This window comes from Mucilaginibacter sp. A3364 (genome assembly GCF_059690715.1).
On the sequence record NZ_JCAWED010000001.1, the window covers coordinates 2,325,679 to 2,351,046 of the forward strand.

At 43.3% G+C, this 25,368-nt stretch carries 28 protein-coding genes; 14 read left to right on the forward strand and 14 right to left on the reverse strand.

The window, feature by feature from the left end; translation table 11 throughout:
• The first annotated feature begins 21 nt into the window (after nucleotides 1–21).
• On the forward strand, nucleotides 22–324 hold the full coding sequence (locus tag AC59JT_RS10390) for a hypothetical protein (protein ID WP_497398464.1): 303 nt from the start codon (nucleotides 22–24) through the stop codon (nucleotides 322–324).
• Here AC59JT_RS10390 and AC59JT_RS10395 read toward each other — a convergent pair.
• Nucleotides 321–1,748: a tetratricopeptide repeat protein gene (locus AC59JT_RS10395; RefSeq protein ID WP_497398466.1), complete on the reverse strand. Its 1,428-nt coding sequence runs from the start codon at nucleotides 1,746–1,748 to the stop codon at nucleotides 321–323. The two genes, AC59JT_RS10390 and AC59JT_RS10395, sit on opposite strands and share 4 nt — an antisense overlap.
• A gap of 402 nt (nucleotides 1,749–2,150) precedes the next feature.
• On the opposite strand from AC59JT_RS10395, the gene AC59JT_RS10400 reads away from it, so the two are divergent.
• The 6 genes from AC59JT_RS10400 (at nucleotide 2,151) to AC59JT_RS10425 (ending at nucleotide 3,831) form a co-directional block, all read left to right on the forward strand.
• Nucleotides 2,151–2,300 (forward strand): hypothetical protein, encoded by a 150-nt coding sequence (locus AC59JT_RS10400; protein WP_497398468.1) that lies wholly within the window; start codon nucleotides 2,151–2,153, stop codon nucleotides 2,298–2,300.
• A 65-nt stretch (nucleotides 2,301–2,365) separates the two neighbouring features.
• On the forward strand, nucleotides 2,366–2,518 hold the full coding sequence (locus AC59JT_RS10405; RefSeq protein WP_497398470.1) for a hypothetical protein: 153 nt from the start codon (nucleotides 2,366–2,368) through the stop codon (nucleotides 2,516–2,518).
• A gap of 80 nt (nucleotides 2,519–2,598) precedes the next feature.
• Nucleotides 2,599–2,910 (forward strand): hypothetical protein, encoded by a 312-nt coding sequence (locus AC59JT_RS10410; protein ID WP_497398472.1) that lies wholly within the window; start codon nucleotides 2,599–2,601, stop codon nucleotides 2,908–2,910.
• A gap of 60 nt (nucleotides 2,911–2,970) precedes the next feature.
• Entirely contained in the window at nucleotides 2,971–3,279 is a 309-nt protein-coding gene (locus AC59JT_RS10415; RefSeq protein ID WP_497398474.1) for a hypothetical protein, read from the forward strand.
• Between the two features lie 62 nt (nucleotides 3,280–3,341).
• Nucleotides 3,342–3,620 carry a hypothetical protein gene (locus AC59JT_RS10420; RefSeq protein ID WP_497398476.1) on the forward strand — a complete coding sequence of 93 codons (279 nt, stop codon included), beginning with the start codon at nucleotides 3,342–3,344 and terminating at the stop codon, nucleotides 3,618–3,620.
• A gap of 46 nt (nucleotides 3,621–3,666) precedes the next feature.
• Nucleotides 3,667–3,831, forward strand: a complete 165-nt coding sequence (locus tag AC59JT_RS10425) for a hypothetical protein (protein WP_497398478.1) — start codon at nucleotides 3,667–3,669, stop codon at nucleotides 3,829–3,831.
• A gap of 8 nt (nucleotides 3,832–3,839) precedes the next feature.
• Here AC59JT_RS10425 and AC59JT_RS10430 read toward each other — a convergent pair whose 3' ends face one another.
• The gene (locus tag AC59JT_RS10430; RefSeq protein ID WP_497398480.1) at nucleotides 3,840–4,790 is read right to left on the reverse strand and encodes an SGNH/GDSL hydrolase family protein; all 951 of its coding nucleotides are present in this window, start codon (nucleotides 4,788–4,790) and stop codon (nucleotides 3,840–3,842) included.
• A gap of 120 nt (nucleotides 4,791–4,910) precedes the next feature.
• Here AC59JT_RS10430 and AC59JT_RS10435 point away from each other — a divergent pair, with 120 nt between their 5' ends.
• Entirely contained in the window at nucleotides 4,911–6,284 is a 1,374-nt protein-coding gene (locus tag AC59JT_RS10435; RefSeq protein WP_497398482.1) for a dipeptidase, read from the forward strand.
• On the opposite strand, the gene AC59JT_RS10440 is transcribed toward AC59JT_RS10435, so the two are convergent.
• The gene (locus tag AC59JT_RS10440; protein ID WP_497398484.1) at nucleotides 6,285–8,528 is read right to left on the reverse strand and encodes an alpha-L-rhamnosidase-related protein; all 2,244 of its coding nucleotides are present in this window, start codon (nucleotides 8,526–8,528) and stop codon (nucleotides 6,285–6,287) included. It abuts the gene before it with no gap.
• A gap of 31 nt (nucleotides 8,529–8,559) precedes the next feature.
• The gene (locus AC59JT_RS10445) at nucleotides 8,560–9,615 is read right to left on the reverse strand and encodes a mandelate racemase/muconate lactonizing enzyme family protein (RefSeq protein ID WP_497398486.1); all 1,056 of its coding nucleotides are present in this window, start codon (nucleotides 9,613–9,615) and stop codon (nucleotides 8,560–8,562) included.
• Between the two features lie 250 nt (nucleotides 9,616–9,865).
• Here AC59JT_RS10445 and AC59JT_RS10450 point away from each other — a divergent pair, with 250 nt between their 5' ends.
• Both AC59JT_RS10450 and murA read left to right on the forward strand, forming a co-directional pair.
• Complete coding sequence (locus AC59JT_RS10450) at nucleotides 9,866–10,606, forward strand: DUF4290 domain-containing protein (protein ID WP_497398488.1); 741 nt, start codon at nucleotides 9,866–9,868, stop codon at nucleotides 10,604–10,606.
• A gap of 151 nt (nucleotides 10,607–10,757) precedes the next feature.
• The gene (murA, locus tag AC59JT_RS10455) at nucleotides 10,758–12,065 is read left to right on the forward strand and encodes a UDP-N-acetylglucosamine 1-carboxyvinyltransferase (RefSeq protein WP_497398490.1); all 1,308 of its coding nucleotides are present in this window, start codon (nucleotides 10,758–10,760) and stop codon (nucleotides 12,063–12,065) included.
• Between the two features lie 359 nt (nucleotides 12,066–12,424).
• Here murA and AC59JT_RS10460 read toward each other — a convergent pair whose 3' ends face one another.
• The 7 genes from AC59JT_RS10460 to AC59JT_RS10490 all read right to left on the reverse strand — a co-directional run bounded on the left by AC59JT_RS10460 (nucleotide 12,425) and on the right by AC59JT_RS10490 (nucleotide 18,870).
• The gene (locus AC59JT_RS10460) at nucleotides 12,425–13,189 is read right to left on the reverse strand and encodes a MauE/DoxX family redox-associated membrane protein (protein ID WP_497398492.1); all 765 of its coding nucleotides are present in this window, start codon (nucleotides 13,187–13,189) and stop codon (nucleotides 12,425–12,427) included.
• Between the two features lie 78 nt (nucleotides 13,190–13,267).
• Entirely contained in the window at nucleotides 13,268–13,828 is a 561-nt protein-coding gene (locus AC59JT_RS10465) for a helix-turn-helix domain-containing protein (protein WP_497398494.1), read from the reverse strand.
• 34 nt (nucleotides 13,829–13,862) lie between these two features.
• Nucleotides 13,863–14,078: a YidH family protein gene (locus tag AC59JT_RS10470; RefSeq protein WP_497398496.1), complete on the reverse strand. Its 216-nt coding sequence runs from the start codon at nucleotides 14,076–14,078 to the stop codon at nucleotides 13,863–13,865.
• A 304-nt stretch (nucleotides 14,079–14,382) separates the two neighbouring features.
• Nucleotides 14,383–16,638: a DUF7133 domain-containing protein gene (locus AC59JT_RS10475; protein ID WP_497398498.1), complete on the reverse strand. Its 2,256-nt coding sequence runs from the start codon at nucleotides 16,636–16,638 to the stop codon at nucleotides 14,383–14,385.
• A gap of 207 nt (nucleotides 16,639–16,845) precedes the next feature.
• Nucleotides 16,846–17,238, reverse strand: a complete 393-nt coding sequence (locus tag AC59JT_RS10480; RefSeq protein WP_497398500.1) for a c-type cytochrome — start codon at nucleotides 17,236–17,238, stop codon at nucleotides 16,846–16,848.
• A gap of 112 nt (nucleotides 17,239–17,350) precedes the next feature.
• The gene (locus AC59JT_RS10485; protein ID WP_497398502.1) at nucleotides 17,351–17,743 is read right to left on the reverse strand and encodes a c-type cytochrome; all 393 of its coding nucleotides are present in this window, start codon (nucleotides 17,741–17,743) and stop codon (nucleotides 17,351–17,353) included.
• A 251-nt stretch (nucleotides 17,744–17,994) separates the two neighbouring features.
• Nucleotides 17,995–18,870 (reverse strand): YitT family protein, encoded by an 876-nt coding sequence (locus AC59JT_RS10490; RefSeq protein ID WP_497398504.1) that lies wholly within the window; start codon nucleotides 18,868–18,870, stop codon nucleotides 17,995–17,997.
• Between the two features lie 312 nt (nucleotides 18,871–19,182).
• Here AC59JT_RS10490 and AC59JT_RS10495 point away from each other — a divergent pair, with 312 nt between their 5' ends.
• Nucleotides 19,183–21,330, forward strand: a complete 2,148-nt coding sequence (locus AC59JT_RS10495; protein ID WP_497398506.1) for a tetratricopeptide repeat-containing sensor histidine kinase — start codon at nucleotides 19,183–19,185, stop codon at nucleotides 21,328–21,330.
• On the opposite strand, the gene AC59JT_RS10500 is transcribed toward AC59JT_RS10495, so the two are convergent.
• Nucleotides 21,327–21,809, reverse strand: a complete 483-nt coding sequence (locus AC59JT_RS10500; RefSeq protein ID WP_497398508.1) for a DUF1905 domain-containing protein — start codon at nucleotides 21,807–21,809, stop codon at nucleotides 21,327–21,329. The two genes, AC59JT_RS10495 and AC59JT_RS10500, sit on opposite strands and share 4 nt — an antisense overlap.
• A 63-nt stretch (nucleotides 21,810–21,872) precedes the next feature.
• On the opposite strand from AC59JT_RS10500, the gene AC59JT_RS10505 reads away from it, so the two are divergent.
• A complete protein-coding gene (locus AC59JT_RS10505; protein ID WP_497398510.1) occupies nucleotides 21,873–22,334 on the forward strand; it encodes an NUDIX hydrolase in 462 nt (153 codons plus the stop codon).
• 172 nt (nucleotides 22,335–22,506) lie between these two features.
• Here AC59JT_RS10505 and accC read toward each other — a convergent pair whose 3' ends face one another.
• Nucleotides 22,507–23,985, reverse strand: a complete 1,479-nt coding sequence (accC, locus tag AC59JT_RS10510) for an acetyl-CoA carboxylase biotin carboxylase subunit (protein ID WP_497398512.1) — start codon at nucleotides 23,983–23,985, stop codon at nucleotides 22,507–22,509.
• 131 nt (nucleotides 23,986–24,116) lie between these two features.
• Between accC and AC59JT_RS10515 the strand changes: the two genes are divergently transcribed.
• Entirely contained in the window at nucleotides 24,117–24,251 is a 135-nt protein-coding gene (locus AC59JT_RS10515) for a hypothetical protein (RefSeq protein WP_497398514.1), read from the forward strand.
• 53 nt (nucleotides 24,252–24,304) lie between these two features.
• On the opposite strand, the gene AC59JT_RS10520 is transcribed toward AC59JT_RS10515, so the two are convergent.
• On the reverse strand, nucleotides 24,305–24,829 hold the full coding sequence (locus AC59JT_RS10520; protein ID WP_497398516.1) for a c-type cytochrome: 525 nt from the start codon (nucleotides 24,827–24,829) through the stop codon (nucleotides 24,305–24,307).
• A 139-nt stretch (nucleotides 24,830–24,968) separates the two neighbouring features.
• On the opposite strand from AC59JT_RS10520, the gene AC59JT_RS10525 reads away from it, so the two are divergent.
• Nucleotides 24,969–25,331 carry a BlaI/MecI/CopY family transcriptional regulator gene (locus AC59JT_RS10525; RefSeq protein ID WP_497398518.1) on the forward strand — a complete coding sequence of 121 codons (363 nt, stop codon included), beginning with the start codon at nucleotides 24,969–24,971 and terminating at the stop codon, nucleotides 25,329–25,331.
• Nucleotides 25,332–25,368 lie beyond the last annotated feature (37 nt).

The window sequence follows — 25,368 nt, forward strand, 5'->3', positions numbered from 1 at the left end:
TATGCTCTAAAGTGATATATCATGTTTAATTACCTTATATCAGTATCAAAAAATCAAAACTACACCACCAGCACCATACACGATGCCGGGAGCCGTTTAAAGGTTAAAGCTTTTGATTTAATAAACTCGGCCTTTATACCGAGCAAAGGCGAGGTAAGCTTTTTTGTAACTGCCGGCAAACAGAAGCTTGCGTTTGAGACACGCGGTTACAACAAGCACCATGAAGTACTTATTTTACAGATGATATCATGGTATTGTATTTATAACAAACTGCCCGAGCCACAGATACACACCAAGTGGCCGCACTTAAGCGAAGCTATTTAAGAGCCCGCTTTACCCGGGTCATGGAGCATATCGCTCATTTCGATGATCTTCTCATCAATTTCTGATACGCATTTATCCATCATGGTAATGCATTCCTGCTTATCAACCAATCCTTCTTTTTCTAAATTCATCAGGCCTTTTAAAGTGGCTATAGGTCCGCGTATCTGGTGCGAGAGGTAGGATGAGTATTCTGACAGCTTTTTATTCTTTATCTGCAAATCCTTGGTACGTTCATCAATGATCTCTTCCAGGTGATGATTGATCCTGTCCAGATTGTCCTTTTGCCGGGATACTTCGGCATTCAGTTCCTGCAGTTGCAGGTTGGTAGTAGCCTTGCGCCTTACATTGTTTATCAGTAAACCAACAACTATCAACAACAAACCCGCTACAACAGCCACTGCCCAAAATTTAATGCGTGAATACTCGGCAGTTAAACGAGCTTTTTCGTTTTGTATAACATGATCTTGCTCCTGCTGTACGAAATTAAGTTTTGTTGACACCCCTGTTTTATAACTAACGCTGTCTAGTTGGTAGATCTCGATCAGGTAATTTAGCGCTTTTTCGTAATTCTTACGTTTGCGTTCCAACTCATAGGCCGAGTGTTTAAACTCATAAATATCCTTCTCGTTACCTATGATCTCTGAATAATTTTTTCCTTCCTGTATATATTTTTCAGCCTCATTAAAATTGCTTTCCGCAATATAAATATCTGTTAGCGTCATATTAATGGCAGCGATAGCGGCATTCATATCCAGATCTTTGGCGCTTTTGTTGGCCTCAAGCAATAATTTCTTTGCTTCGGGATAATTACCTTGATGATAATGGATCACTCCCAAATCCGCCAAACATTGCACCAAGTTTTCCGGATCATTCAGTTCCTTAAACAATTGATAACTTTTGGTATAGTAATCAAAAGCATTTTTATACGTTTTTTTACGGTTGTAAACATTGCCAATGTTAAGGTATAAAGAGGCAATGAGTTTCTTGTCTTTATATTGCTCGGCTATCTTTCGGGCCTGGTTAAAATTCTCCAGCGCTTTGTCGTAATCAACCATTTGGTAAAGGTTACCAATGTTGTTATAAACTTTGGCCACACCACGGTAATCATTCAAAGCTCTATAGGTCTCTAAAGCAATAAAATAGCTGCTTAATGCACTATCGGGTCTGTTTGAATAGTATTCGCCTATACCTTTAATACGGTATGCTTCGGCCACGCCACGTGTATAGTTTAGTTTTTGAGCGAGTTCTAAAGCGCGTTGGGCATCTCTAACCGCTTCCCTGGGATTTGAGAAACGATTGTTATAACCGTTTATATTCAATTTAATTACTTCGCTGGTATCGCCGGCGGCAACATCGCTTGAAACATTTGCGTAAACAGTTAATGAAAAGAATATTAAAAACAGGACAGCGTAAATTTTCTTCATCAATACCTATTACGTTTTTATACCTATTACGTTTAATTGCGGTGAAAGTTATGAATATTACATTAATATCCTAGTTGCATATAAAAATAGTAAATATTTGTTGTTGATAATATTTTTTTAATTTTCTTTGTAATTAACGAAACCTATTTACTTTTGTACCGTTAAAAGATTGAAAATCAAATAACTATCAGAGTAGATTTTAGAACAGAATATTTAACTAAACAAAAAAATTATACGGAAAATTAAAAGGTGAACATATATAAAAACGAGGTTTAAATAGCGTCTAAAAACGTAAACTTTAAAGAGGCTAATCGTAAAAACATGTTCTTATTATTAACCTATAATTAATACATAAAACTATTAAAATATTATTATTACTATTAATATAAAAATATAACCATTATGAAAGCTTTAATCTTAGCAGCCATCATCGTAATTTTTTCAGGTGTATTAACTTCTTGCCATAAAATGAACCTTAAAAAATTAAAAACAGCAACAGCAGTTGTAACAAATTTTTCAAACGTAGCAAACAGCCTGGCAACTGCCGACTAAACTGAAACGTAACCAAACTATTAACTAATAATACAATACCCCGTACCCTTAAAATGACTCAGATCATGAAAAAAATATTTTTTGTAGCGGCTTTAGTGTTTACTACCAGCGTTTTAACCACCCTGATCAACAATGCAAACACTACACAGACAACTCCGACAACTAAAATTATTGATCTGATATCGGGCGAACGTAACCTATTGGCCACGGCCGACTAAAAGAAAAGTTTTCATAATAATAACGATACATATACCAATCAATTAATCACGTAATCAAACATTTATAATACCATATAATCATGAAAAAATTAATCATCGCAGCAGCTATCATATTATCAACCGGCATCACTTCTACTTCATTCGCTAACACTGGTCGCGACAAAAACAATTTAGGTACTGCTGACCGTGGTGACAAAAACAACCTGGGTACTGCTGACCGTGGCGACAAAAACAACTTAGGTACTGCTGATCGTGGTGATAAAAACAACTTAGGTACTGCTGACCGTGGTGACAAAAACAACTTAGGTACTGCTGATCGTGGTGACAAAAACAACTTAGGTACTGCTGATCGTGGTGACAAAAACAACTTAGGTACTGCCGACAGATTTTAATTATCAATCATACAACACACATAACAACACAATAGATAACCCCCATATACTCAACATAACATGAAAAAGCTAATCATCGCAATCGCAATCATATTTTCAACCGGTATCTCTTCATCATTTGCTGCTACTACTATAGACAAAAACAACTTGGGTACTGCTGATCGTGCTGACAAAAACAACTTAGGCACTGCTGACCGTGCTGACAAAAACAATTTAGGCACTGCCGATCGTGGTGATAAAAACAACTTAGGTACTGCTGACCGTGGTGACAAAAACAATTTAGGTACTGCCGATCGTGCTGACAAAAACAACTTAGGTACTGCTGACCGTGGCGATAAAAACAACTTAGGTACTGCCGACAGATTCTAATCATCAATCATATATAATCCATAACAACTACAATACTTACCCCCTGCTATACAAACAATACAATGAAAAAGTTAATCATCGCAATCGCAATCATATTTTCAACAGGTATCTCTTCATCATTTGCTGCTACTACAGGCGATAAAAACAACTTAGGTACTGCCGACAGAACTATCGATAAAAACAACTTAGGCACTGCTGACCGTGGCGATAAAAACAATTTGGGAACTGCCGACCGTGGCGATAAAAACAATTTAGGCACTGCCGATCGTGGTGATAAAAATAACCTGGGTACTGCTGACCGTGGCGACAAAAATAACCTAGGTACTGCTGATAGAGCTTAATTATATATACAAACCGAATACCCCATTAAATCAATCGACATATAACATGAAAAAGATAGTAATTGTAGCCGCATTAGTAAGCATAGCAGCCTTAGCAGCACTAACCGTAAATGGTAAAGAAAGCAAAGCAGTGAAAGCTGAAGTTAAAATAGCACATACCGAAAGCGTAACCCCATCTGCAGAAACAACTACCCTGGCCACTGCCGACTAATTGCCCCCTTACCGGGTAACTATCATTTTTTTGCTAAGTAGTTGCCCGCCCACCTGCATGCTGTAAATATATATTCCTGGGTCAACCCCATTTAAAGGCACCAAAATTTCCTGGTAGCCGGCGTTTTTATAAGCATCAAACAAATTACGAACAAACCTGCCTGCCATACTGTACAGGTTAATTTGCACCCTACCCGCCTGCGACAAACTGAAGCCGATCTTCGTACGGTCTATCACCGGGTTAGGATAATTCTGGCTCAAACCAATAACCAACAATTTCTCGTCAATAGCGTGGTTTATCGCATCAAACCAAACAAAGCTTATTAATTTATAACCCGCCGCGTTAGGGTGGACGGCATCCTGGTACAGGCTAAAATCGCGGCCCAACGCCCGGTTTATATCCGCCAGGTAAACACGATAATCTCGCGCCAGCCTGCGATAAAGGCCGTTTATCTGGCTTACATACAGGTTTGTTGTACGTAGATTTTGATTATTACGATCGTTAAAAAACTGTATAGTACCTATAATAGGTATTAGCTTATTTTTTAGCGCTGTTTCAATATAATAACGCATATTCTTCTCCACCACATCAATAGTCGTGGTTTTGGCCGTAAGGGCCAGGGCATCATTAGCGCCAATTAGTATCAATACAAAGCCTGTGCGCCCCGCGATTGCGGCCGGGAAACGGGATAAGCCTTGCGTTGTGGTTTCGCCGGGAATGGCGTTTTTGGTTACCGTGGTAATAACGCCTGTGTAGCATGATTCGATATTGTTAGTCAGATCTGTTTGAAAACCCACGCCACCCACACCGGCAACCGTACTGGCGCCAAAGGTGGTTACATTGATACTATCCTTACCATAAAAGCGTGCCGCCGCGCTGCAACTTGGCATTTGCGCCTGCACCGTGGTAAGCTTTAAAGCAAGAACCAGTAAAACAGAAATTATCTTACGATAACTCATTTAATCAACAATTAAAACTAACGTCAACAAATATATTACAACGCATCTAAATTTCAACAACCTGCCGCAGCTTTGTAAAAAAGTATAAACATCAGCTATATTTGTTCAAAATTGATGCCTATGCAAGCTATTAAGCAATATATTGACGAAAATAAACAGCGTTTATTGGATGAACTGTTTGAATTATTACGTTTTCCATCGGTAAGCGCCGACCCAAAGTATAAGGCCGATGTGTTAAACACTGCCGATTATGTGGCGAAAAAGCTACAGGATGCGGGAGCCGATAACGTAGAAATTTGCCAAACAGCAGGTTATCCTATCGTTTATGGCGAGAAACTGATCGACCCCAACAAACCTACCGTACTGGTTTACGGCCACTATGATGTACAACCTCCCGATCCGCTGGAACTTTGGCATACCCCTCCTTTTGAACCAACCGTGCGCGATGGCAAAATTTACGCCCGCGGCGCCTGCGATGATAAGGGACAGTTTTACATGCATGTAAAAGCATTTGAACTGATGATAGCCAACAACACCCTGCCTTGCAACATTAAATTTATGATTGAAGGCGAGGAAGAAGTAGGTTCATCAAACCTGGGCATATTTGTAAAAGCCAACAAGGAACGTTTAAAAGCCGATGTGGTGCTGATATCAGATACTTCGATGATCAGCATGGAGCATCCTTCGCTGGAAACCGGTTTGCGTGGCCTATCATATCTTGAAGTTGAAGTTACCGGCCCTAACCGCGATCTGCATTCGGGTGTTTATGGTGGCGCTGTGGCAAACCCGGCTACGATACTGGCTAAAATGATCGCTTCCCTGCATGACGAGAATAACCGTATTACCATCCCCGGTTTTTATGATGATGTAGTTGATTTGACCCAACAGGAACGCAAGGAGCTAAACGCTGCACCTTACGATGAAGCCGAATACAAACAAGACCTGGACATTGCCGAAGTTTGGGGCGAAAAAGGTTATACCACTTTTGAACGTACCGGTACCCGCCCTACTTTAGAAGTTAATGGTATTTGGGGCGGTTACATTGGCGAAGGTGCTAAAACCGTACTCCCATCAAAAGCTAACGCGAAAATTTCGATGCGATTGGTGCCTAACCAGGGTTCGGACAAGATAACGCAGCTGTTTACAGACCACTTTCTGAAAATAGCTCCCCCATCGGTAAAAGTAAAAGTAACGCCACACCATGGCGGCGAACCGGCAGTGACCCCGACAGATAGCATAGCCTATCGCGCAGCGCAAATGGCCATTACCGAAGCATTTGGCAAGGCCCCTATCCCAACCCGTGGTGGCGGCAGTATCCCTATCGTATCATTGTTTGAAGCTGAACTGGGTATTAAAACCGTGCTGATGGGTTTTGGATTGGACAGCGACGCACTACACTCGCCGAATGAGAAATACGATATATTTAACTATTACAAAGGGATAGAAACCATCCCATTGTTCCATAAATACTTCGCGCAACTAAGCGCCGAATAGTTAATATTTAACTTCGAACACATGCTGCCCTGAGCCTACATTAGGTATCAGGGCGCTTTGTTTTTGGGCTTTTATTTTAAGGGGCTTTCCATCCAGTAACAAGGTGTATTTTTTGCTGTTTTTTATAGGGAGATATACCTGCGCCTGTGTATTAGCCGGCACATTTATAGTGGCTGTAAACGAAGTTTCATTTTGTTGATAGGCCGCATAGATCACACCTTTTATAGTGGGCACATCTATATGAGCGGCCTTCAGGTTGGCTATTTGTGGTTTTACGCTAAAGCTTGTCCAGCCCGGCGTTAACGGTTCAATACCCATTAGCTTGCGCGATATGATGTTGCCCGCAGCGGCTCCCCAGGCGTGGTTCCAGTCCTGGTTTGGTTTGTATTTATTGTCCCAGGCTTCCAGTGTGATGGTGCTGCCTACGCGCAGCATGTTGTACCAGCTACGGTCGCTGCGCGAGGTAAGCAAGCTGAAGCCATAATCAGCGTCGCCGGCATCATAAACAGCATCCAGCAAAAATTGCGAACCATACACGCTACAGGCCATCCCGCGCGATTTGATAAAAGCTTGTACCTCGGCCTTGTATTGAGCGTCAACCAAGCCAAATGCCATGGCAAACATATTGGTATGCAACGAGGTATGATCCGTTTCCATGCCATCCCTATAAATATGACGTTTGCTATCAAAGAAGGCTTTTTGATACGCTTTCCTTAAGGCCGAGGCTTGAGCGGTGTATTGCTTTGCATCGGTGGCATTGCCAATATCTGCCGCCAGTTTAGCCAAAATGAGCAATGCTTTGTAATGAAAAGCGTTTACTACCGAATTGTATTTGGTAAACACAAAACCATCTGTTTCGGCACCGTGGGGCCAGTCTACAATATCTTTTAGCTGCCCGTTAAAGTGGATAGAGTTTAACACCTCTTTACTTACTTTACCGTTAAGGGTACTAATAAGCCCGGTTGAATCGGTTAGCGTTGATAGCGTTTTGGCTTTCAGATCGGCGTAGTGGTATTTTGCCGACGATATATCGCCGGTGTATAAATAATCATTCCAGCCGATAAGGACAGATTGTAGTATCCACTCAGTAGGCCAGGTTGGATGCGAGATCAGATATTCGTGCGAACGGCGGGCCAGTGTATATTCCTTATCCACTGCGTAATGACTGAGTTGATTAATGTAGGCATCGGCTTCGTAAGGAATGCGCTCACGGTCACCATCCACATAAGTACCCAAAAATGAGGTGGCTTTCATGGAATATTTGCAGAGTTCCCAAATAGCGTTTAAGGTTGAATCAGAACTACTGAAGCTCAACTCATTATCATTAAAATGGTAGTTAACTGCTCGCTGTATAACATTGGGAGTTTCTAAAATATATCGGTAACCCTCTACTTCGCAATATCTGAATGGTGTTACTTCACCAATATAGTCGGGCATTTTCATGGCTGCTGGGCGGGTGTTTATCGCGTTTTTATCAAGTGTTATGATATAGTTATGAAAACCTTTATGCAATGGCAATTTGTACTGCGCGTAGCGGATATTACCCGGCGGCTTACGATCGATCAAACTATCTTTAAGTATTTCGCCAAGGCGAACTGTAACGGTGTCGTTATCGCCATTGGCATTCAACCGTAATTGCAATTGGCCAAAGGCCACTTTGCCAAAGTCAAAACGATGGATATGGTTGACATATTTGTGTGATACCGGTATTAATTCGGATACCTGCAGCGGGTAATCAGGCGTTTTATGCTGAATCAAAGCCGTATCGGTATAAAACACTTGCACTGCCGAGTAAATGCTGGGATCATGCAACTGCGTCCACACCCGCACCTTCCAATAATAGGCTGATGATGGCTTTAACTTCGCGCCATTAAAAACCACACCTGCGGATAGTGCAGAGGGTACCTTCCCCGAATCCCAAACATTCCCTTTATCCGCATAAATAGCCTCTTTACTATCAGCCACTAAAATTTGATATGCGGTTTGCATGGTGTTGAAGCCTGTGCTCCTCACCTCCCAGCTAAAAGCCGGGTTGGCGCTACCAATTAAAACCGACTGCACATTTTTCTTCAACAGGTTCTCGGGCGATGACTGTATTATGTAGCCGTTGATGGATTGATAGCCCCCGGCAGCCACCAGGTCGCACATTAAACCGGTGGGGGCAGGCAAACTTTGGCTTTGGGCGAATAAACGGCAGCTTAGGATTAATACCGCCGCAACAGTATAAATAAGGTTTTTGAACATCGGGTAATTGGCTTACAGCTATAAAAGTAAACTATACACCAAAATATTCACACTTTTCCAAAAAATTATCGTCAGCATCGGCGCCTATGCCTGGGGCATCATCAATATCAAGATGGTAGCCATTATAGGTAACGCCGCCAACGCAAGGGTCTTCCAAATGGCCAAGCATACAGGTATCCATATCGTAAAAATGAATATTGCTGCAGCTGTATACAAAATGCAGCTTGGCGCTTAAGGCTATGCGGCTTTCCAGCATGCCGCCCATCATGCAAGGTATGCCATGGCCCGCGGCTGTGTTATGTATCTTCCGGGCCTCCAGCAATCCGCCTGATTTTGACATTTTGATATTGATATAATGGCATGATCCGCTCATGATCTGCTTACGGGCATCGTGGTGGTTGTACACGCTTTCATCAGCCATTATTTTTACGGGGGACAGTTGCATTAGCTTTGGCAGCTCATCATCATGCCAGGTGCGCATGGGTTGTTCGCAAAACTCAATGTTATATTTGCCTAAGGCCTGCAAGGCAAACACCGCGTCGTCAAAACTCCAGCCCTGGTTGGCGTCTATCCTTATTTTCATACCATCGCCTACGGCTTCGCGAATTTGTTTGATTCGCTCTACATCTTCTACAGCATTCTTACCCAGTTTTACCTTTAATATGGTAGCGCCTGAATTTTTAAATTCTGTAGCCCGCGCAGCCATATATTCGGGGGTGTTTATGCCAATGGTGATATCCGTTTCCACTTCGCGCTTCGCACCGCCTAAAAACTTGTATAATGGTAAGCCGGCGTTTTTGGCGGCTATATCATGCAAGGCAATATCAAAGGCGCTTTTTATGGTGGTGTTGCCGGCACTAAAGTCATGCAGTTGCTGCATACGGGCGGGAATATCCAGCGGATCCTCACCTTTCCACAGTAGTGCAAACTCTTTAGCCATAGCCAGGCAGGTGTCCTGCGTTTCGCCTACGATCATCGGGAAGGCCGAGCACTCGCCCACCCCATAAAACCCGGCGCTGGTGTGTACGCGGATGAACACATTTTGCGCATGCGTCATGGTGCCGGTAGCTATGGTAAAGGGCTCCATTTTTATACTGAACCGGTAGATATCTATTTTAGTAATTGTTAGGTGTGGTGCCATGTAAGCGAAAATACAGAAATCAAACGGGTATCATGTCCATTTAAAATAATTTGGATACTATCACATTTAAGCTATATTTGCGTTAGTACTGTTCCGGTACTTTCAATTTTAGCCTCGTTTGCCCTATCACGCAGGGAATTTGTCTGGCTAACTTAAAAATTCATAAAAACGTATTAATTAATTGCCTTAAATAAACATGGCCGAGAATTTTGACTATAATTCTACCAGGAACAAGTTGATCCTGTCTGAATATGGCCGCAACGTACAAAACATGGTTAAGTACATTGTTGCGCTGCCAACCAAAGAAGAACGTAACCGTTATGCCCAGGTGGTGATAGACCTGATGGGCTTTTTAAACCCGCATCTGCGTGATGTGGCCGATTTTAAACATAAGCTTTGGGATCACCTGCATATTATATCAGGTTTCCAGATAGATGTTGATTCGCCGTACCCAAAACCGGCCGAAGACGCTATACTATTTAAACCCGAACCTTTGCGTTACCCAAATCAGCGTATACGCTATAAGCACTATGGCAAAACTATTGAGCTGATGATAGAGAAAGCCAAAAGCATTGAGGAGCCCGAGCGCCGCAAACACATGGTGCAAGCTATTGCCAACTTTATGAAAATGGCTTATGTGCAGTGGAACAAAGATTCGGTAGCTGATGAAACCATCCTGGCCGACCTGGTTGCCTTATCAAAAGGCGAACTTAAGATTGATGAGGGCATGAACCTTAATCGGGTGGAGTACCGCGCACCGGTAAATACGCAAAGCAACAACAACAACCGCGGCGGCCGTAGCAACAACAACCAAAATAACCGTGGCGGTAGCGGCGGCGGTGGTGGCCGAAGCAACAATAACCAAAACAATGGTCGTAATAACAATAACCAAAACAACCGTAACCGTAACAACGGTGGCGGCGGTAAAAAGTATTAAGCCAAAGGCTTGCAGGTTGTATTAAATGTTGATAAATATGACTTGCGAGTTTAGACTGATGGTCGGGCAAATCAAAAATATATTTATAATCTTTGCATGGTTATTGAACAGCTGTATTAAGCTTGTTTAATTAAACCATTAACTGTAAACTATGAATAACGCATTCGAAATAATAGGTGGTAAACCATTAAAAGGCGAGATCACTCCGCAGGGAGCAAAAAACGAAGCATTACAGATACTTTCGGCGGTATTACTAACCGAAGAGAAAGTAACCATAAGCAACATACCTGATATTAAGGACGTAAATAAACTTATTGAGCTTTTGGGCGATATGGGTGTTATCGTAAACCGCCTTAATGAGGATACTTACACCTTTGAAGCTAAAAACATTGACCAGGATTTCTTCCAATCAGAAGCCTTTAAATCAAAAGGTGGTGGCCTGCGTGGCTCTATCATGATCGTGGGACCACTGTTGGCACGCTTCGGCAAAGCATCTATCCCAAAACCGGGTGGCGATAAAATTGGCCGTCGTCGTTTAGATACCCACTTCCTGGGCTTTGAAAAACTGGGTGCGCAATTTAATTACAACCCTGAGGATGGTTTCTTTAATGTAGATGCATCCAACCTTAAAGGTACTTACATCCTGTTAGACGAAGCATCGGTAACCGGTACGGCCAACATTGTAATGGCGGCTGTATTGGCTAAAGGCACTACCACCATTTATAACGCGGCTTGCGAGCCTTACCTGCAGCAGCTTTGTAAAATGCTTAACCGCATGGGCGCCAAAATTAGCGGCATAGGTTCAAACTTGTTAACTATTGAAGGCGTTGAACGCTTAGGTGGCACCGAGCACCGCATGCTGCCGGATATGATCGAGATCGGCTCGTTCATCGGTTTAGCGGCCATGACCGGTTCTGAGATCACCATTAAAAATGTACAATACAAAGAACTGGGCATCATCCCCGAGATATTTAAACGTTTAGGTATTAAACTGGAACTGCGTGGCGATGATATCTTCATCCCTGCACAGGAGCATTACGAGATCGAAACCTTCATTGATGGCTCTATCATGACCATTGCCGATGCGCCATGGCCGGGCTTTACCCCCGACCTGTTGAGCATCGTGTTGGTAGTGGCTATACAAGCCAAAGGTTCGGTACTGATCCACCAAAAGATGTTTGAAAGCCGTTTGTTCTTTGTAGATAAACTATTGGATATGGGCGCCCAGATCATCCTGTGTGATCCGCACCGCGCTACTGTTATAGGGTTAGATAAACAAGTACAGCTACGTGGTATATCGATGACCTCGCCAGACATCCGTGCGGGTGTGTCATTACTGATAGCGGCTTTATCCGCCCAAGGTAAATCAACCATTTACAACATTGAGCAAATTGAGCGTGGTTATCAAAACATTGATAAACGCCTACAAGCTTTAGGCGCTGATATTAAACGAGTGTAATTTTTAGATATGCACATCTGCATATGAAATTGAAAAAAGGGGATCATAACTGATCCCCTTTTTTTGTGGAGGGTGCGCCACTTTTAAAGTGGCGCAGGTGGCGCACCTTATTTTTATAAGATTTTGATTTATAGATATTTATGCAAAAAAAGCGGCGCAAAGCGGCGCACCCTGTTTATTTTATAATTATTTGATAGTCAATAATTTATAAAACCACCGCCTTTACACTTTAAAAAAGTGGCGCACCCTGTGGCGCATTAAAATGTTTGGCTAAAGCCATCTTTGCTTGCAATTTATCCGTTGGCTAAAGCCAACAGTAACGAGGAATTGCGGATATGACTGTGGGCTCCGGCAGTTTACTATTGATAAAGACTAATCGGCCATTGACTAATGACCAACATCGCCCCGCTCATCACTATCATCAAACCATCTTCAATAATAGTTACCGTACTCATGGGCAGGTTAAACACTGCGCCAAGGCATGCGCATTGAATGCTGCGTTTATTAAGCACCGTTTGCAATACGCCGATAATACTTATGCCCATCACTACAAATGTTATCGCGTTAGCCAAAACAGGCAATATATTAAGTGCGAAGGCCAGGCCTAAACCCAGCTCAATAAAAGCGTATATATAGGCCCAGGCTTTAAATCTGCGAGCTATTACGTCGTACATCATATAACTTTCGGCAAAGCCTTGCAGGTTAAACATTTTGAAGAACGAGAACACTAAAAAGAACCCGGCCATAAATACACGCATGGCGGTATTTAAATGAAAGCTTCCCGCATGGAAAGACGCGATAGCTGTAACCGCTGTTATGTAAGCAAATATGAGTAAGATAGGCTTATAGGTTTCCAGCCAGCCGCGTTGTCGTTCCACATCGTCTGCAATTACCGGCATAGCATGGTGCAAAGGGGGCTTCTCCTCTATCTGGTATTTGGGATATGGCAATAAGGCGTTTTTGAAAACGTATACATCCACGTGTTCATCCATGGTAATAGTGGCTTCACCGTTTTGCAGGTCGATAGCTACGTTGGTTACATTGGGGATGCCTGATAGCAGGCTTATTACTTTGGCCTGGCAGCCGGTACAGGTCATGCCTGATATTTGATAAGTATGTTTCATAGCTTTAATTATTTGCTACAAAATTACCTCGCCGGTAAGCCATAGGCTTTACAACATTTTGTGTTTATGTTATGAGATTTACAGGTCGTCTATAGCCGTACGCTTGCCCGCCCTGATAGTTTTAAAATAGCCCGGCGTAAGCCCGGTTTGCTTTTTAAATTGGGTGGATAGGTAGGCCGCGCTGCTGTAACCTAGTTGATAAGCTATCTGGCTCAAGCTTATCTCATCATAAATAAGCAACTCTTTTACCTTTTCAATTTTCTGGCTGATAAAGAATTTTTCGATGGTATTACCTTCCACTTCCGAGAAAAGATTGCTTAGGTAATTATACTCGTAATTCATCTCGCGCGCCAGGTGGTCAGAGATGTTTACGTTAAGGGGTTCGGTATTATGGTGGACAAGATTAACGATAAGGTTTTTGATTTTTTCGATAACGCGGCTCTTACGGTCGTCGATAATTTCGAAGCCTAATGTTTCCAGTTGCTGGTTGATATGCTGTAATTCGGCCGTCGCGGGGCTATCCACCAGTACAACTTCGCCCAGGCTAATTTGCTGTACCTTTTGCCCCGCGTCTTCAAACACTTTCTGTACAGCCGTTACGCAACGGCGGCAAACCATATTTTTAATATACAACTTCATCTGCCCAAAACTAAGCAGAATAATTGTGATGATGCTATGCCGACTTTTTTGATGTGGCAACGATGACAATGCCACCAACCAATAGTATCCCGCCAATGTACGGTGGCCAGTTAACGGTTTTCTCTCTATCGGCTGATATTTCTATCGGGCCTGCATCAACCACTTTTTCTTTTTTGGTGTAAGTAAAACCTGTCCATACCAGCATAATAACGCCTAGTATTATAACTGCAATCCCTATTAATCTGCTCATAAGTTCTGTGTTTTGCTATTACAATGTTGGGCAAGGTTAAATTGTTTTAAATTATAAAAACGTTAGGCTAACAGGTGCCCCGTAGGAGCAAAAGCTCGTTAGAAAAATCATACCTCATTATTATTCGCGCCGTAGGTGCGAAACCTTGTTCGATAGGTTATGTACCTATGGCACATAATAACGATGGGTAACGGATGCAGCTACCGAGCTTTAACCCCTACGGGGTTACCCGATTGGTTATCATCATAAAAAAAGGACCGGCGCCCTTGGGCCGGTCCTTCAACATACTTTGGCTATACTACTATTACCGGTTGCTTAACACGGTTTTTATAGCGTCCAACTCAACCATAGTATATGTCTTTGTTCTGCCTGCTGACGCGTCGCGAACTTTTTGTACATCCTCCGGCAATACCACCCGGGCTTTGTTGCCAAAATCGCTGCGTACATAACTTAATACCGATGCTATGTAATTATTATCGTTACCGCCCAGCGCCGGCATGGCGTCGGGATAAGCGGTGCCGCGGATAGGGCCGCTCAGACCATGTAGCAATACGCGTATCAATTTCTCAGGATTGGCATTGTTTACATCAACATTACCTGCCAGTGGCGGCGCCACCATACTGCTGCCTGCCGATGCTATGCCTTTTGCATCGGCACCATGGCAGGTTATACAAAGCTGCTTGTAGATTATAGCACCTTGTGCCACCAGCTTAGCACCTTGCTCGCTCATGGCGCGTTGCCTGGCTAACTGCTCGGCTTTGGCGCGTAGCCTGCCCTCGTAGTTACGTTGTGATGGGCCAAGCATAGGGTCGTTTGGATATTTTTGTACCAGATCGGCTATGATGGCCTTTGACTGGGCCGAGTTTACAAAACGCATGGTTAACAGCAGTTGATAGCGTACATCGGCGCTTGGATCGTTAACCAGTGTGGCTAGTTTGGTGATGGCTTGATTATCTTTCTTCATGTAATCCTCGCCCAGCCAAACAGCGGTTTTGCGTACGGCAGCGTCTTTATCCTTTAATGCCGATGCAAATATTTCGGCATCCATGGCGTCTAAACCGTTCAAGGTCCACAAAGCGTGTATCCGCGCCAGCTGACCGCCACCTAAAGCGAGTGTACGCAAGGCAGGCACCACCGATTTATCGCCACGCAAAACCAATAGCTTTTGCGCATTATCGCGCCACCAGCCATTAGCGTTATTAAGGTGATTAACCAATTGCGCGCTGCTTTCATCCAGCAACTGCGGTTTGGTTTTTAAAGGCTTATAATCATCATGCACCAGACGGAATATACGGCCGCGACCAATGTTTTTATCTAATCCTTTTTGTTGAATTTTGGGGCGAAGGTAGCTATCGGCCTTAGTCCACTCGCTTTCCTGTATAATGCCGTGGTACATATCCACAATGTACAGGCAGCCATCGGGCCCTGTAGCTGTATTTACGGGGCGAAAGTTTAGGTCATTCGAAGCAATAAACTCCGATTTATCATAAGCATTACGCAGCGATACTTTGCCGTTGGTATTAGTGACCTTAGCGCGGCGGATCAGGCGGCCCACAGGCTCGCAAATCAGCAGGTCGCCTTTCATATCGGCGGGCAGCATATCGCCCCTGAAAATGGATTGACCGCAGCCGGCTGTAAAATGGTTAAGTGTACTGTCTGTTAAACGCAGGCGCCCCAATCCGCCTTGCACATCGGGTGTGGTAACAATAGGCCATACGGGGATAAAATCCTGGTCATAACGATCGCGCACATCAAACTGCCCGTAGTGCAGGTTTTGCTGGTACATGTAGGCGGGGTCTTCGCCTCCGGCAGATGAGAAGAATAAACGGCCATAATCGTCATTAGCCAAACCCCATTGGCCGGCGGTGCCGTCGATCAACGTATCCGGAATCACTTTATCGTTTTTAATGGTATACCTAACCGGGTCGTATGTTAAATACATACGGTTATCCAGGTTCCATAGCAGGCCGCTTTTTTGGTGCTCCAGGTTATTGGTGTTACGGCTATTGTTTTCGTAAACGGTGGTTCGCTTATCCGATTTCCCGTCGCCGTTAACATCCTGGAAACAATAAACACTTGCCGACCAGGTTAAGCTCACCAGCAACTTGCCTTTCTCCAACGGTTGCAGCGTGCGTGGCATCAACAGGCTGTCGGCAAATATGGTAACCTTATCCATAGCGCCATCGCCATTGGTATCTTCCAGCAGTTTTATTTTACATGATGGCGCACGCTGGCCGCTGCCGTTAACATCCAACATATAGGTATTTAATTCGGCTACATACATACGGGCGTTTCCGTCCCAGGCAATGGCTACAGGTTGGCTCACCATAGGTTCGGCAGCTACCAGTTGTAAATGATAACCTGGCGGGAGGTAAATATGTTTCATCTCCTCCTCGGGCGATTTGGGTGTTGGATCAGGGTGCATATCAACCACTATCCGCCCCGCGGCATCACGCTGCACGGCATAGGGTGTAACAAACTTTTGCGCGGTTTTACAGGCAAATATTAACGCCGCAAATGCACATACCAGGCCCAATGGCCATTTGTAATTGTTTATCATGCTCAATGTATAAATAACAAATACCCAACCTCAGCAAAAGCGCCAAATACCGCTATGCAATCGATGCCAAAAATTGGTAATAAAAAAACCTGATCAACAGGCAATAATTGGTTAAACAAAAAACCGGTATAGTAATACATACTATACCGGCCTGTATGCCTTATAAAATTACAAATTTATCGGCATGTGTAATTCTTTTTTTGCTTTTTATTTAAGCGACAAAATGTAGACTACCATTTTACGCACATCGGCAGCTGCCAATTGTGGGTGTTCAGGCATAGCCATCTCGCCCCAAACTCCGCCTCCGCCTTTGATAATCTTTTTGGTAAGCAAAGTATAATTTGTGGCTGTTGCAGGATATTTTTTTGCCACATCAAGATAAGCGGGACCTATTACTTTACTATCAACCTTGTGGCATCCTAAACAATCTGATTTCGAAAGCAATTGCTTCCCGGCCACTATATCAGCCGCGCTTGGTTTTGCAGCTGTTGTAGTAATAGTTGTAGTCTTTTTAACTGTAGCAGTTTTTTTGGTTTGCGCAAACGAGTAGTGTGCTATCAGCATAGCACATATGAAGCCGCTTAATAGTGTTTTGTTCATTGTAATTAAAGGTGGTTGTAAGGCAAAATTGTTTTAGTGAAATAGATAGGTAATGATATAAAAAAAGCCGGTATAATACTATACCAGCTTTTATATAATTAATACTTGCTCTTTATTTAAGCGATAAAATGTAAACTACCATTTTACGCACATCGGCAGCTGCCAATTGTGGGTGTGGCGACATCGGGATCTCGCCCCAGTTACCGCTACCACCATCAATAATTTTTTTAGTAAGCAAAGCGTAATTGGTTGCTGATGCAGGATATTTTTTTGCAACATCAAGATAAGCCGGGCCAACTAATTTGCTATCAACTTTATGACAGCTTAAGCAATCTGATTTTGAAAGCAATTGTTTACCCGCAACAATATCAGCTGCGCTTGGTTTTGCACCTGTTGTAGTAACAGTAGTTGTTTTTTTAACTGTAGTAGTTTTTTTGGTTTGGCCAAATGAGTGGCTAGCTACAAGCATTGCACAAATAAAGCCGGTTAACATGATCTTCTTCATCGTAGTTTATTGCGTATTTATAATTTCAGTTTATACCCTTAGTGTTTTTTTGACACCCGATTAACAAAGTTAATTATTAGGCGTTCAAAAGCAACACGTGCTGCTAGTTAAGAATCGTTCTTAACAACATACCAGTTTGACTGATAATGAGCAAAATAGTTTAATGCTTAGCTATCGCGACAGCAAAAAACCACCCATTTAGCTGAGTATGAGCCCTAAAATTTATTGAATGTGTACTACAATTGTTACCGTTAATGCTCAAAAGCCTGGCGTTTAACCAAGCCACCCCTAACCTCGGATACCGAATTGGTGATGATAAACGCGTTAGGGTCTATCTGCTTTACACGGGCTACCAAACGCTGCACATCAAGGCGCGTGATTACGGTGAAGAGAATGTCAATATCCTTATTCTCGAACACGGTTTTACCAAAGCCGCGTTCGCCTTTGTAAACGGTAACGCCTCTGTGCAGGTGGCGCATAATAACGTTCTTGATCAGGTCGCTTTGCGGCGATATAATGGTGACGGCCGTATACTCGTCAAAACCTTGAATAATATAATTAATGGTTTGCGATGCCGCGAGATAAGTTAATATGGAATACAGTGCAGACTCCAGTCCCAGGAAAAAAGCCGCTATACCAAATATCACGATATTAATGCACAACACAATTTGGCCTATAGAAAGAAAAGAGCGCGGGTTAATATACACCGCCAAAAGCTCGGTACCATCAATAACACCGCCACCACGCATGGCCAAACCTATCCCGGTTCCTAAAAAGAACCCGCCGAACACCGCGGTAAGCAATTTATCCTTTGTAAAAACGTCGAAATGAATAAAATGTACCGAAACTGCCAACGTTAAAATAGCCACCAGCGATTTTATAGCAAAGGTTTTATCAACCCGCTTATACCCCAACCAGATAAAAGGAATATTAATAATAAAAATCAGCGGGCCCAGCGACCAATCCGTCAATGAACTTATCAATAGGGAAATACCGGTTACGCCGCCATCAATAAAATCATTGGGTATTAAAAAACCTTTTAAACCTAAGGTGGCGCTTAGTATACCGGCCAGTATCATAATTACTTGCTGGGCTTGTTTTCGCGGGCTAAGTCGTCTTTTATTCATATCACTAGCTTAGTTGATGCCCTGAAATATAGCAAAAAGTGCTTAAACGGCCCAATTTAAGGCATAAAAGTAAAAGCTAATGACAGTTAACCAATTGCCGACGGCATTTAAACACAACTGTTACTAACACCATAACTACTGATGTTTAGGTGGTTACAGACCAACCCGTCAATGTGGATAAAAAATTATCGTTTAAATAAAATTTAAATGGCCGCCCAATTGCATTATTACTTCATTTAGCTATATTAGCCTAAGTAATTAATGAATGTTTAAACGCATTAATTAAAGCACCTATCCCCTGTTTACAATTATATGAAGGAGCTGTTTTTGCGCATACCCCTGATTAAAATATTTTTTAGCTGGCTGCTACTGGCACTGGCTATTCCATGTTTTGCGCAAACCCCTCAAATTGATGAGCTGAAAAAACAACTCGCGCAGCCCAATCTGCATGATACTACACGCATTAGCTTGCTAAAAAAAATATCGGCCTGGTATACTGCGTCCGATCCACAAATGCGGATGCGGTATGCTAACGAATATCGCCTGATTGCCGAGAAGATACACGATTACCGTTCGGTGGTTGACGCGTATAGCGCCATAGGCGTATCGTACGGCATGCAGAGTAAGTTTGACAGCGCCATATATTACTTCAACAAAACCCTTGTACAGGCCGAAAAGCTTAAGTATGATGTAGGTATCGGAAAAAGTTTGGCCAACATTGGTTTTGTGTACGACCGGCTGGATAATAAGGCCGAAGCGGTTAAATACTTTTTCAGGAGCCTTGAAGTTTTTAAGCGTGCAAACTACCTGCGCGGTATTAACCAATGCTACACTAATATAGGTTCGATATACTTTGACCTGGGGCAGCATAAACTGGCCCTAAGTTATTTTAGCGAATGTTTGCGCAGCTACACCGCTGCCAAAGATACTACCGGTATGGGCTATGCGCTATTCACCGTAGGCAACTGTTACCAGGCCATGGGCGAAGATGCTAAAGCATTAGACACCTACAATAAAAGCCTGGCTATACGCACCAAAGTTGGTGATTTGAACGGCGTTGGGCTGGTACACCGTGGCCTGGGTTTAGTTTACTATCACCTTAAGCAGTATGACACCTCGATGGTGCATTTTGAGAAGGGCCTGGCTATTATGAGGCAGATAGGCGAAAAGTACCAGCAAGCGGCTATTTTGATGCCTGCCGTTGATGTTTTACTAGCCATGGGCAACACCGAAAAAGCCGAACGCTATGCTAAAGAGGGTCTCCAGCTGTCGCGCGAAGCGAAAACCAAAACGGGAGTAAGCGAACTGCTGGCTAAGATGGTTATGGTATACAAAGCCAAAAATGATATCCCGAAAGCGTTCAAGTACCAGTCAGAATACGTTGAAATGCAGGATAGCGTATTGGCCGACAAATTGTTGAAGGATGTTAACTTAACCGAACTTAAACGTGCCCGAACAGAAAACGCTGATTTAATTAAGGATAATACCCTCAAGTCATCAGAAAACAGTAGTTACCTGGCCAAGATCGATCAATATAGTAACATACTCATTGCGGCGGCTTGTGCGCTGGCGTTTTTCACGCTGGTGATGATCATCCTGTACAAACGCAACCAGGAGAAACTGGCCACTAATAAACAGTTACTTAAGCAAAAAGAAGAGATAGCACAGATCAATAAAGAGCTTGAATTATTGAACGAGGAGGTGAACGCACAGATGGAGCTTACACATTCACAAAATATTGAACTGGAAAGGCTCAATAGTCTGAAAAATAAGTTCTTCTCCATCGTTTCGCACGATCTGCGGTCGCCTATCAATACCCTGCAAACGCTTTTCAGCATTTATCGCGAAGGAAGCATTAAAGAAAAAGAATTACGCATGCTGCTTATTAAACTGGAAGACACTATTTTAACTACCGGTGCCTTTTTGGATAACCTGTTAGAGTGGTCGAAAAGCCAGTTGGAGGGCATTAAAATAAATCCTTCAGACTTTAATGTGAGCGAATGTATTGCAGATAACCTGCACCTGTTTGAAAGTAAGATAAGCCTAAAAAACCTTAAGGTTAGCCATTTAACCAATCACCCGGTTATGGTGCATGCAGATAGAAACATGATAAACCTGGTGGTGCGTAACCTGCTGTCAAACAGCATTAAATTTTGTGATGACGGGGATGAGATAAGCCTTGCATCAGAAGTAAGGGATGACGCTGTAATCATCACCGTTAAAGATACCGGCCCTGGCATAAGCAAGCAGGATCAGGAAAAACTATTCAGCCTGGAGCATACTTTAAGCACCAGTACGCAAGGCGAAAAGGGTAATCACCTCGGCCTTATACTTTGCCGCGATATGGTATTGCAAAACCATGGGCAAATAAGCTTTGAGTCTGAATTGGGCAAGGGCACCACGTTCACCATCAGTCTGCCCGCTGGCCTTACCGAAAGCTTTTTGAAAGCCAATCTTTAAACTTTCAGTTTTTGTTTACGTTCAAGCATTTCCAGGCATCTGGTTATGCGGTCTACAATCGCTTCTTCGGTTTTTGCGGCGGCTACCCAGTTGGTAAAAGCTTCCTGATCAGCTTGGGCGTAGCTTAGAAAAACCCGGTACGCTTCCGGGTTATCTTTAAGGCATAATATTAGCTCATCGCTTATTTCGGTATCGTCAAACACATAATCAGCAAACAATTTTACCCGCACCCATGCACCGGCTTCTTTAGCAATAGCTTTACGGATAGCGGCTTTTATGGGCATAAAACACTTACCATTAGCCATGGGCATTACGGTGCATGAATGCTCATAATTATCAAGATAGCCCTTTACTTTCATGCCGCCAAAAGGCGCTTTTTTGTTGCGGATGGATTCGGGTAGAATAATGAAGGTCCAGCCGCCCTTGCCGGGCATGCGCTCTAACTTATAATCATCATCAATGAGTAATTTACCGTCCACCGTTTTGTAATAGCTAAAACTTTTCCCGAAGCTAATTAATTATACTATTAAATTGCACCTGATATGCCAAAACAAAGCGCCGGAATTTTATTGTATCGAAAAACGAATAGTGAAATACAGGTTTTCCTGGTACACCCGGGCGGGCCTTTTTTTAAAAATAAAGATGCCGGCGTGTGGTCAATCCCGAAGGGAGAATTTGAGGACGACGAGGACAAACTAATGGCCGCCAAACGCGAGTTCCATGAAGAAACCGGGCAAGCGATAGACGGCAATTTTATCTCGTTAGCGCCCATAAAACTCAAAAGCGGTAAAACAGTGTATGCCTTTGCTGTTCAAAGCGATATTGACCACACTACCATTGTTAGCAACCTTTTTGAAATGGAATGGCCGCCACGATCAGGCAAAAAGGCTTCATTTGTTGAGGTTGACCGGGCCGGGTGGTTTGGGGTAGATGAAGCGAAAGTTAAAGTCAATGCAGCGCAAGTGGGATTCATAGATGAGCTAGAACGGATAGTTACGCGTTAAAGTGCAAACTTCGCCCCCTCACCCACGCGTCATTGCGAGGAACGAAGCAATCTCTACGTAGGACAATCCGTTATGAAGAATAATAGCGGTAGGCGTACTGTATGAAAACGCCGGACATTGATTGGCATGTGAAGAGATTGCTTCGTTCCTCGCAATGACGGGTTTATGATTTTTACATCGCTCTCCTATTCTTCACCCAATTACTCTCCCCTCCTGTAACAATTTCAAGTGCGCTTTTTTCGGCACTTAACAGTTGCTGCATAATAAGGGCTGCTATGCGGGCCTCGTGTTCGATATCACTTTGCAACACATCAGGCGTAAAATATTTCTTAACAAAATGCGTATCAAACCTACCTGATCTAAACGCCTCGTGCTGCATTACAAATTTACCGAAGCCCAACGTAGTGGTAATACCTGTTATCTGGTATTCATCAATGGCACGGGTCAGGCGTTCAATAGCCTCGGCCCTGTTACTGCCATAAGCGATGAGTTTGGCTATCATGGGGTCGTAGTATATAGGTATCTCCATACCTTGCTCAAAGCCGTCATCAACGCGTATACCGGGACCTTTGGGGGTTACATAGGTTTGCAGCGTGCCAATATCCGGCAGGAAGTTGTTGGCCGGGTCCTCGGCATACACCCGTAGCTCCACAGCGTGGCCTATAATATTCAGGTCCTCCTGCTTAAAACTAATCGCCTCGCCACGGGCAATGCGTATTTGTTCTTTCACCAGGTCAATACCGGTTATCAGTTCGGTTACGGGATGCTCAACCTGCAGGCGGGTGTTCATCTCCAGGAAATAAAAATTAAGCGCGTCATCCATAATAAACTCCACCGTGCCCGCGCCTGTATAATTAACAGAACGGGCCACATCAACGGCACATTTACCCATAGCGGCCCTAATTTCAGGCGTTAGCGTGGCTGATGGTGCCTCTTCTATCACTTTTTGATGGCGGCGTTGCACCGAACAATCGCGCTCGAACAAATGCACAATATTACCATGCGTATCCCCCAACACCTGTATCTCAATATGCTTAGGCGATGATACATAGCGCTCTATAAAAACAGAACCATCACCGAAAGCCGAAGTAGCTTCGGAAACCGCCAGCTGCATCTGCTCCTCAAAATCATTAACAGCTTCAACAATACGCATACCCTTACCACCGCCACCCGCGGCAGCTTTGATCAGGATGGGAAAGCCCACCTCTACAGCACGTTGTTTTGCTAAGGCCACGTCGGTTATCGCCTCCTCGGTACCCGGCACCATGGGTATGTTATACTGCATAGCAGCAGCTTTGGCCGATAGCTTATTACCCATAACCTCCATAGCTTCGGGCGATGGACCTATTAAGATCAGCCCCGCTTCACGCACCTGCCGGGCAAAAGCGGCATTCTCGCTCAAAAAACCATAACCGGGATGTATGCCCTGCGCGCCGGTTTTGCGGCAGGCATCAATTATCTTTTCGCCAATAAGGTATGATTGGTTTGATGGCGCGGGGCCTATATGTACAGCCTCATCGGCATAACGAACATGTAAAGCATCCCTATCCGCGTCTGAATATACGGCTACTGTTTTAATACCCATTTCGCGGGCCGAACGCATTACCCGTAATGCTATTTCGCCCCTGTTTGCTATTAGTATTTTTTGCATGCTAAACAAATGTAACAGAATTGTTGAAAAGGTTTTGATCCATTAGTTTGTATATTAATTTTTTATTTCGCCAATAAAACAAACGTCCTCTTAGTGACGTTTAAAACCTGATAAACCTGAATATCTGAGCTATGAAACATCACCAGCTTAAACCCGTAATGTGGTTTAACCAAAAATTTAGCACCAAGGATAGCTTGCAAACCCTGGTTGTTTTGGCGTTTATTGCCCTGCTGGCAATTACCAAGTGTTACATGCTTTTGACGTAACATCTAAAATATAAAACTAAAAAGCCCGATAGACTTTCTATCGGGCTTTTGTTTTATTTGCCTGGGCCTTGCGCCGGCGGTGTACCACCTTGTGCTGGCCTTTGACCACCTTGGCCTGGAGCACCCTGACCCGGAGGAGGGCCACCCGGACCACCACCACGTTTTGGTATGCTTACCTCGATGTGGGCAACACCATGGTGGCAAGTATTACAGTTTACACTGGTAAACTTGGCCACACCTAACGAGTCCTTTTCGTTGGCTTTAAAATATTTTTTGTTAAGCGCTACCGTCATTTTATACATATGGCGGGCCATTTCTTTTTCTGGTTTGGCATCGCTTGCGTAGTCCATTTTATTGGTTGTTGTATTGCGCACATGGCAAAAATTACAGCGCACACCCAACGAAGCAGTCCAATCATCCATAATATGATCAACCTGTCTGAAAGTTAGTTTTTTAGGCAATACCTTTAAATTGGTCACCGGCGGATCAGGCGGACGTTGTTGAAAACCCATGAAAGCCAGCATAGTTACACCTGTTAGTAACACTGCAGCAGCTTTAAATTTTTTGTCGAGGCGCATAATTGTCATGTTTAAGTCATTAAAAGTAGATATATGTTTTGAATGTTGCAACAAATGTTAGCTATGAAATAAAAATAATACAAAAATAAATTTGCATAACTACGAACAATTCGTAGTTTTACGGAATAATCGTATATCAATGGAGAAATTATCATTACAAGAAGAAGAAGCCATGCAGGCGGTATGGAGCAACGGCGAAGGTTTTATTAAAGATTTTCTGGATCATATGAACGAGCCTAAGCCCCCTTACACCACCCTGGCATCGACCATAAAAAACCTGGAGCGCAAAAACTTTGTAAAAAGCGAAAAACTGGGTAACTCTTTCCGTTACAAGGCGTCTATAAAAGAGGAAGAGTACAAAAAACGCTTTATGAGCGGTTTTGTAAGCGACTATTTTGAAAACTCGTACAAAGAACTGGTTACCTTTTTTGCCAAGGACAAAAAGATAAGCGCCAACGAGTTGAAAGAGATCATTAAACTAATTGAGAACCCTAATTCATAAAAGCCATGCCTGAGCTGTTTGTTTTTTTATTAAAAGT

What these genes read in the sequence shown, in the direction of transcription:
- AC59JT_RS10480 (WP_497398500.1), bottom strand. Translation starts at nt 17,238, where the DNA reads ATGAACAAAACACTATTAAGCGGCTTCATATGTGCTATGCTGATAGCA.
- AC59JT_RS10490 (WP_497398504.1), bottom strand. Translation starts at nt 18,870, where the DNA reads ATGAATAAAAGACGACTTAGCCCGCGAAAACAAGCCCAGCAAGTAATT.
- AC59JT_RS10445 (WP_497398486.1), bottom strand. Translation starts at nt 9,615, where the DNA reads ATGGAGCCCTTTACCATAGCTACCGGCACCATGACGCATGCGCAAAAT.
- AC59JT_RS10470 (WP_497398496.1), bottom strand. Translation starts at nt 14,078, where the DNA reads ATGAGCAGATTAATAGGGATTGCAGTTATAATACTAGGCGTTATTATG.
- AC59JT_RS10410 (WP_497398472.1), top strand. Translation starts at nt 2,599, where the DNA reads ATGAAAAAATTAATCATCGCAGCAGCTATCATATTATCAACCGGCATC.
- AC59JT_RS10440 (WP_497398484.1), bottom strand. Translation starts at nt 8,528, where the DNA reads ATGTTCAAAAACCTTATTTATACTGTTGCGGCGGTATTAATCCTAAGC.
- AC59JT_RS10505 (WP_497398510.1), top strand. Translation starts at nt 21,873, where the DNA reads ATGCCAAAACAAAGCGCCGGAATTTTATTGTATCGAAAAACGAATAGT.
- AC59JT_RS10485 (WP_497398502.1), bottom strand. Translation starts at nt 17,743, where the DNA reads ATGAAGAAGATCATGTTAACCGGCTTTATTTGTGCAATGCTTGTAGCT.
- AC59JT_RS10400 (WP_497398468.1), top strand. Translation starts at nt 2,151, where the DNA reads ATGAAAGCTTTAATCTTAGCAGCCATCATCGTAATTTTTTCAGGTGTA.
- AC59JT_RS10395 (WP_497398466.1), bottom strand. Translation starts at nt 1,748, where the DNA reads ATGAAGAAAATTTACGCTGTCCTGTTTTTAATATTCTTTTCATTAACT.
- AC59JT_RS10460 (WP_497398492.1), bottom strand. Translation starts at nt 13,189, where the DNA reads ATGAAACATACTTATCAAATATCAGGCATGACCTGTACCGGCTGCCAG.
- AC59JT_RS10450 (WP_497398488.1), top strand. Translation starts at nt 9,866, where the DNA reads ATGGCCGAGAATTTTGACTATAATTCTACCAGGAACAAGTTGATCCTG.
- AC59JT_RS10475 (WP_497398498.1), bottom strand. Translation starts at nt 16,638, where the DNA reads ATGATAAACAATTACAAATGGCCATTGGGCCTGGTATGTGCATTTGCG.
- AC59JT_RS10405 (WP_497398470.1), top strand. Translation starts at nt 2,366, where the DNA reads ATGAAAAAAATATTTTTTGTAGCGGCTTTAGTGTTTACTACCAGCGTT.
- AC59JT_RS10420 (WP_497398476.1), top strand. Translation starts at nt 3,342, where the DNA reads ATGAAAAAGTTAATCATCGCAATCGCAATCATATTTTCAACAGGTATC.
- AC59JT_RS10435 (WP_497398482.1), top strand. Translation starts at nt 4,911, where the DNA reads ATGCAAGCTATTAAGCAATATATTGACGAAAATAAACAGCGTTTATTG.
- accC (WP_497398512.1), bottom strand. Translation starts at nt 23,985, where the DNA reads ATGCAAAAAATACTAATAGCAAACAGGGGCGAAATAGCATTACGGGTA.
- AC59JT_RS10520 (WP_497398516.1), bottom strand. Translation starts at nt 24,829, where the DNA reads ATGCGCCTCGACAAAAAATTTAAAGCTGCTGCAGTGTTACTAACAGGT.
- AC59JT_RS10390 (WP_497398464.1), top strand. Translation starts at nt 22, where the DNA reads ATGTTTAATTACCTTATATCAGTATCAAAAAATCAAAACTACACCACC.
- AC59JT_RS10425 (WP_497398478.1), top strand. Translation starts at nt 3,667, where the DNA reads ATGAAAAAGATAGTAATTGTAGCCGCATTAGTAAGCATAGCAGCCTTA.
- murA (WP_497398490.1), top strand. Translation starts at nt 10,758, where the DNA reads ATGAATAACGCATTCGAAATAATAGGTGGTAAACCATTAAAAGGCGAG.
- AC59JT_RS10465 (WP_497398494.1), bottom strand. Translation starts at nt 13,828, where the DNA reads ATGAAGTTGTATATTAAAAATATGGTTTGCCGCCGTTGCGTAACGGCT.
- AC59JT_RS10495 (WP_497398506.1), top strand. Translation starts at nt 19,183, where the DNA reads ATGAAGGAGCTGTTTTTGCGCATACCCCTGATTAAAATATTTTTTAGC.
- AC59JT_RS10525 (WP_497398518.1), top strand. Translation starts at nt 24,969, where the DNA reads ATGGAGAAATTATCATTACAAGAAGAAGAAGCCATGCAGGCGGTATGG.
- AC59JT_RS10430 (WP_497398480.1), bottom strand. Translation starts at nt 4,790, where the DNA reads ATGAGTTATCGTAAGATAATTTCTGTTTTACTGGTTCTTGCTTTAAAG.
- AC59JT_RS10515 (WP_497398514.1), top strand. Translation starts at nt 24,117, where the DNA reads ATGAAACATCACCAGCTTAAACCCGTAATGTGGTTTAACCAAAAATTT.
- AC59JT_RS10415 (WP_497398474.1), top strand. Translation starts at nt 2,971, where the DNA reads ATGAAAAAGCTAATCATCGCAATCGCAATCATATTTTCAACCGGTATC.